Consider the following 7,305-nt stretch of genomic DNA (forward strand, 5'->3'; position numbering starts at 1 on the left):
TGCTAGGAGCGTGCCGCCACCGGCCGCGAGGAGCAGACCGGCGATCAGCATGATCGGCAGGAGCTCGGCACCGGTGTAGGCGAGCGAGCCGCCGCCTGCGCCACCGGCACCCGGACCGGCGCCGGTTCCGTCACCGCCGGGGCCCCCGGGCGTGCCGGGCGCACCCGGGTCCGTCGGGTCGGTCGGGTCCGTCGGGTCGACCGGCGCAGCGGCCACCACGAAGGTCACCGAATCCGGGTCGCTGACGAGCCCACCGATGGTCTCGACCGCGACGGCCTCGTAGTCACCCACGGTGACGTCCGGGAACGTCACCGTCCAGGTGCCGTCCTCGTCGGTGACCGTGGACTGCGTGCCGTCCTCGTCACCGTCGAGCGTGACGTCGACGTCCGAGCCCGGCTCGGCGGTGCCGCTGACCGGCACGTCGGTGGTGTCGTCCTCGGTCGGGACGGTGACCTCGGTCCCGTCCTCCGGGTCGGTGATGGCGATGCCGGCGAAGGCGTCGGCCTGCACGGTCGCGGTCGCGATGTCGACCGTCGCCGCGTCGGCCGCGGGGAGCAGCTCGATCCGGACGGCCCGGACCGTGGTGGCACCGGTGGCGTCACCGTCCGGGTCGCTGAACGCCGGGGCGGTCTGCGAGTTGAACGTGATCGAGACGAGCTCGTTGATCGCGTCGAGCAGCGGGTCGAGCGCCGTGACGACGTCCTCGAGGGTGTCGACCAGCGTCGCGACGGTGTCGGACACGAAGTCCTCGGTCACGACGACACCGACGGCATCGGTCAGCGCGGGGAGGAGTGCCTCGTCGACGACGACGCCCAGTGCCGCGGTGACACCGAGGGCGTCGAGGGCCTCCAGCGCCCCGGTACCCGTGAGGGTGACCTCCGGGTCGGTGTCGGACGTCCCGAGGATCTGGCCGAGCGTCGTGTCGACGGTGATGTCGAGGCCGGCCTCCGCGAGGGCGACCGTCGCGTCGGTGCTGACGTCCACCGTCACGGTGGCTGCGTCGAGCGCGTCCTGGACGGCGTCGGTGAGCAGAGCCGGGACCTGGTTCTCCAGGATGTCGGCGATCGACGCCTCGATCTGCGCGTTGATCGTGTCGCTCGCGAGGAGGCGCGTGTTCGGCGCGAGGTCGTTCAGCGTGTAGAGGTCGGCGAGGTCGATCGAGACCGTGCCGGTCGACAGGTCGATCGTGACCGCACCCGACGTCAGCGGGGTCTCGGTGACCGAGGAGACGGCCTGACCGAGGTCGACGTCCGCGGTGATGGTCGCCGCGGTGGGTCCGACGACGATCCCGGGGACGACACCCAGGGCGCCGGCGAGGTCGTCCGCGACGGCACCGGTGACGCCGGCGGTCACACCGTCGGCGCTCAGTGCGGTCTCGAGGGTCGTGCTCGTGGTGTCGAGCGTGGTGTCCAGCTGGCCGACCAGCGCCGCCACCGCCGGGCTCACGACGGACACGTCCGCGCTGGCGACCTGGTAGTCGGTGGTGACGCCGGAGCCGGTGAAGGTGCGGGTCGCCTCGGCCCGCGCCGAGAGCGCTCCGAGGTCGACGGACGCGTCGCTGATCAGCCCGTCGAGGTCGAGCCCGTCGAGCAGCGGCGTCAGGTCGACGCTCGCACCGGGGCCGGTCGCCCCGACCTGGATCGCGCCGTCGCCCGTGATCGCACCGGCTGACGCGACGGCCCCGGTCGTCGAGGTCGAGGAGTACTGCCCCACGACGCCGACGTCGACGAGCCCGTTGGTCCCGAGGAGCGGGATGCCGTTCGGCGCGTTCACGCCGATGGTGTTCAGGACGTCGAGGTCGAGCGGGTTCGACCCGCCGTCGGCGGCGCCGCCGGGAGCGGTCGCGCCGTACGACCCGGCGAGCGCCGCGATCGTGTCGAGGTCGACGGTGCCGCTGCCCGCGAGCAGCCGCCCCTCGGCCTGGGTGACGTCGGTGGCGGCCGCGTTCGCGGGCAGCGCCGCACCGCCGATGATGACCGCGGCCACGGTGGCCGTGGCGCCCGCGCGCAGCGCGAAGCGTGTTGCTGTGGATGGCATTGTGCCTCTTCCTCCGGCGGATCCCTCCGCCGCTGATCCATCCCCGGGGTGGTTGGTCCGGGGATCCGACGAGACCGCTGGTGGGGCGGCCTCGGAGTCACGTGTGCGCGTCGAGCTGCGCGCGGACGGGCTTCAGCGGATCGCGTCACCCCCGTGGATGAAGGGTGGGACGCCGGCGCTCACGCAGGACTGCACGCATCGTGCGGTCGCGGAGTCGTTCCGGTCCATCCCTGATCCCCCTCGGGTGCGCACGGCTTCGCCGTCGTGCTGAGGACTGAACGCGGCTGGTGAGTCCGCGTTCCTGAACAACCTTCAAGGAGATGGGTCCTGCTGGCGATACCCCCGTTCGGGGGGGGGCGAGCAAGAGTCGTTGACAGTTAGACATCGAACAGTTAGAGTTCTGACCATGACGCAGCAGGCACCGCAGTTCGACACGCCGCTCCAGCTCATGCGCTGGATCGGGTGGGCGCAGCGCAAGGCCGCCGAGGAGTGGGTCCGCGACCGCGACCTCACGCAGGAGCAGTCCTTCGTGCTCGGGTACCTGCAGCGGTCCCCCGGCGCGATCCAGCGTGAACTCGCCGAGGTCACCCGGACGAGCGCCGCCAGTGTCTCGAGCCTCCTGCAGGGGCTCGAGCGACGGGGACTCGTCGAGCGCCGCGCCGATGCCGAGAACGCCCGGACGAAGCGCGTCCACGCCACCGAGGCCGGCGCTGCCCTCATCGCCGGGTTCGAGGACGCCATGTACACCCTCGACGACGAGATCCTCGCTCCACTGACCCCCGACGAGCGGGCCACCCTGCACGACCTCCTGCGCAAGGTGACCGCAGCCCTGCCGGAGCCCACCCGGTAACGCACCACGGGCCTCCCGAACGGAGGCACCCAGCACAGCGACGGCGACCGCCGGCCGCTCTCCCCGTCGTGCCCCGACACCCGTCGGCGCGACCGCCCGTGCCCCGACGCTCGTCGGTGCGCCCCCGCACGCCGTGCCGACGCCCGTCGGCGCGCGCTCCGCCCTGCCCAGAAGGAGGCAGCCATGAGCACCACCACCACGCAGCCAGACCACGTCGCCGACCGGAACCGCTGGTACCTGTCAGCCGCTCCCATCGCCCGCGCCCTCGTGCACCTCTGCGTGCCGATGGCTTCCGCGATGGTCGTCAGCGCCGTCTACAACGTCATCAACGCGGGCTTCGTCGGCTCGCAGCACGACACCTCCCTGCTCGCCGCGATCACCTTCGGCACCCCGCTCCTCGGTCTGGTCATGGCCGTCGGCGGTGTGTTCGGCGTCGGCGGCAGCGCCCTGATGTCCCGGATGCTCGGCGCCTCCGAGCACGATGCGACCAGGGCACAGGACATCAAGCACGTCGCGGCGTTCGCACTCTGGGGCGCGATCGCCACCGGCGCGGTGCTCGGTGTCGTCGGACTCCTGCTGTTGCGCCCGCTCGTCGCCCTGCTCGGCGCCGACGCCGCGGCCGTCCCCGCCACGAGCGCCTACGTCGCCGTCATGCTGGCGTTCGTGCCGGCGCTCGCCGCGTCCTTCGCGCTCGAGCAGATCGTCCGCTCCGAGGGCGCCGCACGGCAGGCGATGATCGGACTCGTCCTGTCGACCCTCGGCAACCTGGTGTTCGACGTGCTGTTCATCCTCGTGCTGCACTGGGGCGTGGCCGGCGCGGCGCTCGCGGTCGGACTCGGCAACCTCGTCGCGATCGGCTACTGGGTGACCTGGCTCCAGCGGCACAGCGCGAACGTCAGCTTCGCACCGAGGTGGTTCACGCTGCGCGGCGACGTCGTGCGGCCGGTCCTCGGCATCGGTGCGGGCGAGCTGCTGCAGTCGGCGTTCCTCATCGTCACGACGCTCGTCTTGAACAACCTCGCGAGCGTCTACGGGGACGACCCGCTCGCGGCGATGGGCGTCGCGGTCCGCATCGCCCAGGTCCCGGAGTTCCTCGTCATGGGGGTCACGATCGGCGTGCTCCCGCTCCTCGCGTACGCGTTCGGCAAGGGCGATGCGGCGCGTCTGCGCTCGGCCCTCCGCGCGGCGGCGCTGGCGGTCGGTGCGATCGTGCTCGTGTTCTCGGGCACCGTGTTCGTCTTCCGGGAACAGGTCTTCACGGTCTTCTCGGGTGACCACGCCGTGCTCGCGGTCGGCGTGACGATCCTCACGGCGCAGCTGGTCGCGACGATCGTCAACGGGTTCACCGGCCTGCTGACGTCGCTGTTCCAGGCGACCGGGATGGTCGTCCCCGCCATGGCGCTCTCCCTGGCGCAGGGCGTGCTGTTCATCCCGATCGTGTTCGTCGGGAACCGGTGGTTCGGGCTCGCCGGGATCATCTGGGCGCTCACCGTGACCGAGGTCCTCGTGTTCGTCGCGGCGCTCGTGCTGTGGGCGGTGTCACGCGGACGGATCGTGCGTGGTCTCTCGGAGGGATCACCGGAACGCGCGGAGGCGACGCTCGCCGAGTCGGTGGCCTGATCGGCGGGCCCGTCGGACCACCACGGGAGGCCCGTGGCGGCGCCGCCACGGGCCTCCCGTCCGGTGGTCCCCACGACGGGCGCAGGGCGCTCCGCCGGTCGGCACACGGGGCGGATCGCCCCGCGTTGCTCGCCCGGGCTCCGCGCGACGCGCGTTCTGCGCGGCGTCCGTCGTCGATCCTGTGCGTCGCGGTCAGCGCACCGGCGGGAGGGTCGCGACCGAGACGCCCGCCGCTGATGCCACCTCGCGGACGCGCTGGTCGAGCTCGTCGCCGCGGAGGAGCTTCGGGAACCCGAAAACGACGCGGTAGGCGGGCACGTCGATCCACACCGGCGCGTTCGGGTCCCCCGCGAGGACCCGGATCGCGTCGACCCGTCCGAACGCGTAGCGACCGACGGCCTTCGCGTCGCCGCTCGCCACCGAGACGACCGCGGCGCGCGGGATGCCGACGAGGAGCGTCGGGTTCGATCCGCCGGAGTAGAGCCCGATGCCGTTGCCGTCCGCCACGAGGGTGCCGTAGCCGCGCCGGGGCACCGACTCCCGGGTCAGGCCGAGGGCGCCGGCTGCCCAGTCGATCTGCTTCCCGAGGTCGCGGCTGACACGCACCGGCACGAGGTGGGCGCCAGGGTGCCGGGCGGCGAGGGCCTGCTCGCGCCGCCGGGTGTGCGCGTGGTAGCCGAGGTTGATCAGCTCGAGCAACACGAACACCCCGGCAGCGATGCCGAGGAGGCTCAGGACGATGCCCTCGGTGCTCATCCCCTCCTCGTGCTCCCGGTACGCGAACAGGCCGAAGCGCAGCACCACGTACCCGACCAGCACGACCAGGCCGATCGCGCCCCCACGGCGTCGTCCGTTGTTCCCCATCGCGCCAGACTAGGGCCGCCGCCGAGTGGATCAGCCCTTGCTGCGCGCTCCCTCAGCCGCGGCGGACGCGCAGCCCGTCGAGCAGGACCCGCACCATCGGGTTCGGCGTGCCGTCGGCGGCGGGTGCCCGGTGACTGAGGTCGCCGATCGCCTGCAGGAGCTCCACCGCGTCGACGTCGGTGCGGACCTCCCCCGTGGCGATCGCCGCGTCGAGGAGCTCGCGCACCACGTGCCCGAGCCGGTCGACGAAGTACCCCGGCAGCGCGTCGAACGCCGGATCCCCGGAGTGCAGCGCCGCCGAGAGCCCCTGCTTCGTCGCGACGAACCGGGTGAACCGGGTGACCCAGCGATCGAGAGCCTCCCCCGGCGGGAACTCGGCGCGCAGCCGGTCGGCCTCGGCAGCGGTGTCGTCGATCTCCGAGGTGAAGACCGCGGCGACGAGGTCCGCCCGCTGCGGGAAGTGCCGGTAGAGCGTGCCGACGCCCACGCCGGCCTCGGCAGCGACCTCGCGGACGGGTGCGTCCACCCCGGAGCGTGCGAACACCGTCCGGGCAGCGTGCAGGATCGCGTCGACGTTCTGGCGGGCGTCGGCTCGCAGGCGACGCGGTTCGGCGGTCGGCACAGCTCTCCTCTTGCGTAAGCGGAACAGTGTTCCGTATAGTCTCGATCACCAGCGGAACATTGTTCCGGATACGAGACTACAGGAGACCGCCATGCAGTACCGCACCCTCGGACGCACCGGCATCAAGGTGACGCCCTACGCGCTCGGCGCGATGATGCTCGGCCAGTTCGGCAACCCCGACCGGAGCGAGGGCATCCGGATCATCCACCGCGCGCTCGACGCCGGGATCAACTTCATCGACACCGCGGACCGCTACGGCGACTCGGAGGAGGTCGTCGGCGAGGCGCTCGCCGGACGGCGCGACCAGGTCGTGCTCGCGACGAAGTTCCACGGGCCGGTGGACGACGACGTCAACCACCGCGGCGCCTCACGACGGTGGATCGTCGAGGCCGTCGAGCGTTCGCTCCGGAACCTCCGCACCGACCACATCGACCTCTACCAGCTGCACCGTCCGGACCCCGACACCGACATCGACGAGACCCTCTCGGCGCTCACCGACCTCGTCCGGCAGGGCAAGGTCCGCGCGATCGGCAGCTCCTCGATGCGCGGCTCCGAGATCGTCGAGGCGCAGTGGGTGGCCGAGCGTCGCGGGTTCGAGCGGTTCCGCACCGAGCAGCCGAACTACTCGATCCTCGACCGGGAGATCGAGCGCGAGGTCCTGCCCGTCGCGCAGCGGTACGGCATGGGGACGTTGGTCTACAGCCCCCTCGCGGGCGGCTCGCTGACCGGGCGGTACCGTGCCGGGCGGACGAACGACGAGTTCCGGGCGAGCACCGGCATGCAGCACTTCCGCGACGAGCGACGGCTCGCAGCGATCGAGCAGCTCATCGCGCTCGCCGACGAGACCGGGATCCGACTCACGCACCTCGCGATGGCGTTCACGATCGCACACCCCGGTGTGACGTCGGCGATCGCCGGGCCCCGCACGATGGAGCAGCTCGAGGACACCCTGGCAGGCATGGACGTGACGCTGTCCGACGAGGTCCTCGACCGGATCGACGCGATCGTCCCGCCGGGCGAGAGCATCGGGGCGATGGACATGGTGTACCGCGGGCCCGAGGTCGGCTCCCCCGCGATGCGCCGCCGGCCCGAGGCCGAGCGCGCCGCCGCCTGACGCTGGTGGTGGTGCTGGTGGTGGTGGTGCCCCTGCCGTGGGCTCTGTGGGACTCGAACCCCGTGTCGACTGGTGGTGCCCCTGGAGGGACTCGAACCCCCAACCGTTTCCTTAGGACGGAACTGCTCTTCCATTGAGCTACAGAGGCTGGCTGGACCACTCTAGCGGGCATGACCAGATCTCGGACTGGAGGCGCGG

6 protein-coding genes and 1 tRNA gene are annotated in these 7,305 nt (G+C 72.0%); 3 read left to right on the forward strand and 4 right to left on the reverse strand.

The window, feature by feature from the left end; translation table 11 throughout:
• The coding region (locus ACSW7Y_RS14955) for a choice-of-anchor G family protein (protein WP_438127035.1) at window positions 1-2,037 on the reverse strand (2,037 nt) is incomplete at its 3' end.
• Window positions 2,038-2,443: 406 nt separating this feature from the next.
• On the opposite strand from ACSW7Y_RS14955, the gene ACSW7Y_RS14960 reads away from it, so the two are divergent.
• Both ACSW7Y_RS14960 and ACSW7Y_RS14965 read left to right on the forward strand, forming a co-directional pair.
• Entirely contained in the window at window positions 2,444-2,887 is a 444-nt protein-coding gene (locus ACSW7Y_RS14960; protein ID WP_438127036.1) for a MarR family winged helix-turn-helix transcriptional regulator, read from the forward strand.
• A gap of 183 nt (window positions 2,888-3,070) precedes the next feature.
• Window positions 3,071-4,507 (forward strand): MATE family efflux transporter, encoded by a 1,437-nt coding sequence (locus ACSW7Y_RS14965; protein WP_438127037.1) that lies wholly within the window; start codon window positions 3,071-3,073, stop codon window positions 4,505-4,507.
• Between the two features lie 192 nt (window positions 4,508-4,699).
• Here the strand turns inward: ACSW7Y_RS14965 and ACSW7Y_RS14970 are convergent, their stop codons facing one another.
• Together ACSW7Y_RS14970 and ACSW7Y_RS14975 are read right to left on the reverse strand one after the other, a co-directional pair.
• A complete protein-coding gene (locus ACSW7Y_RS14970; RefSeq protein ID WP_438127038.1) occupies window positions 4,700-5,371 on the reverse strand; it encodes a hypothetical protein in 672 nt (223 codons plus the stop codon).
• Between the two features lie 52 nt (window positions 5,372-5,423).
• Entirely contained in the window at window positions 5,424-5,993 is a 570-nt protein-coding gene (locus ACSW7Y_RS14975; RefSeq protein ID WP_438127039.1) for a TetR/AcrR family transcriptional regulator, read from the reverse strand.
• Window positions 5,994-6,084: 91 nt separating this feature from the next.
• On the opposite strand from ACSW7Y_RS14975, the gene ACSW7Y_RS14980 reads away from it, so the two are divergent.
• On the forward strand, window positions 6,085-7,107 hold the full coding sequence (locus tag ACSW7Y_RS14980; protein WP_438127040.1) for an aldo/keto reductase: 1,023 nt from the start codon (window positions 6,085-6,087) through the stop codon (window positions 7,105-7,107).
• A gap of 73 nt (window positions 7,108-7,180) precedes the next feature.
• Here the strand turns inward: ACSW7Y_RS14980 and ACSW7Y_RS14985 are convergent.
• Window positions 7,181-7,255 (reverse strand) — tRNA-Arg (locus ACSW7Y_RS14985).
• Window positions 7,256-7,305: the final 50 nt, after the last annotated feature.

The sequence above is a fragment of the Curtobacterium flaccumfaciens genome (assembly GCF_051548005.1).
Classification (GTDB): Bacteria; Actinomycetota; Actinomycetes; order Actinomycetales; family Microbacteriaceae; genus Curtobacterium.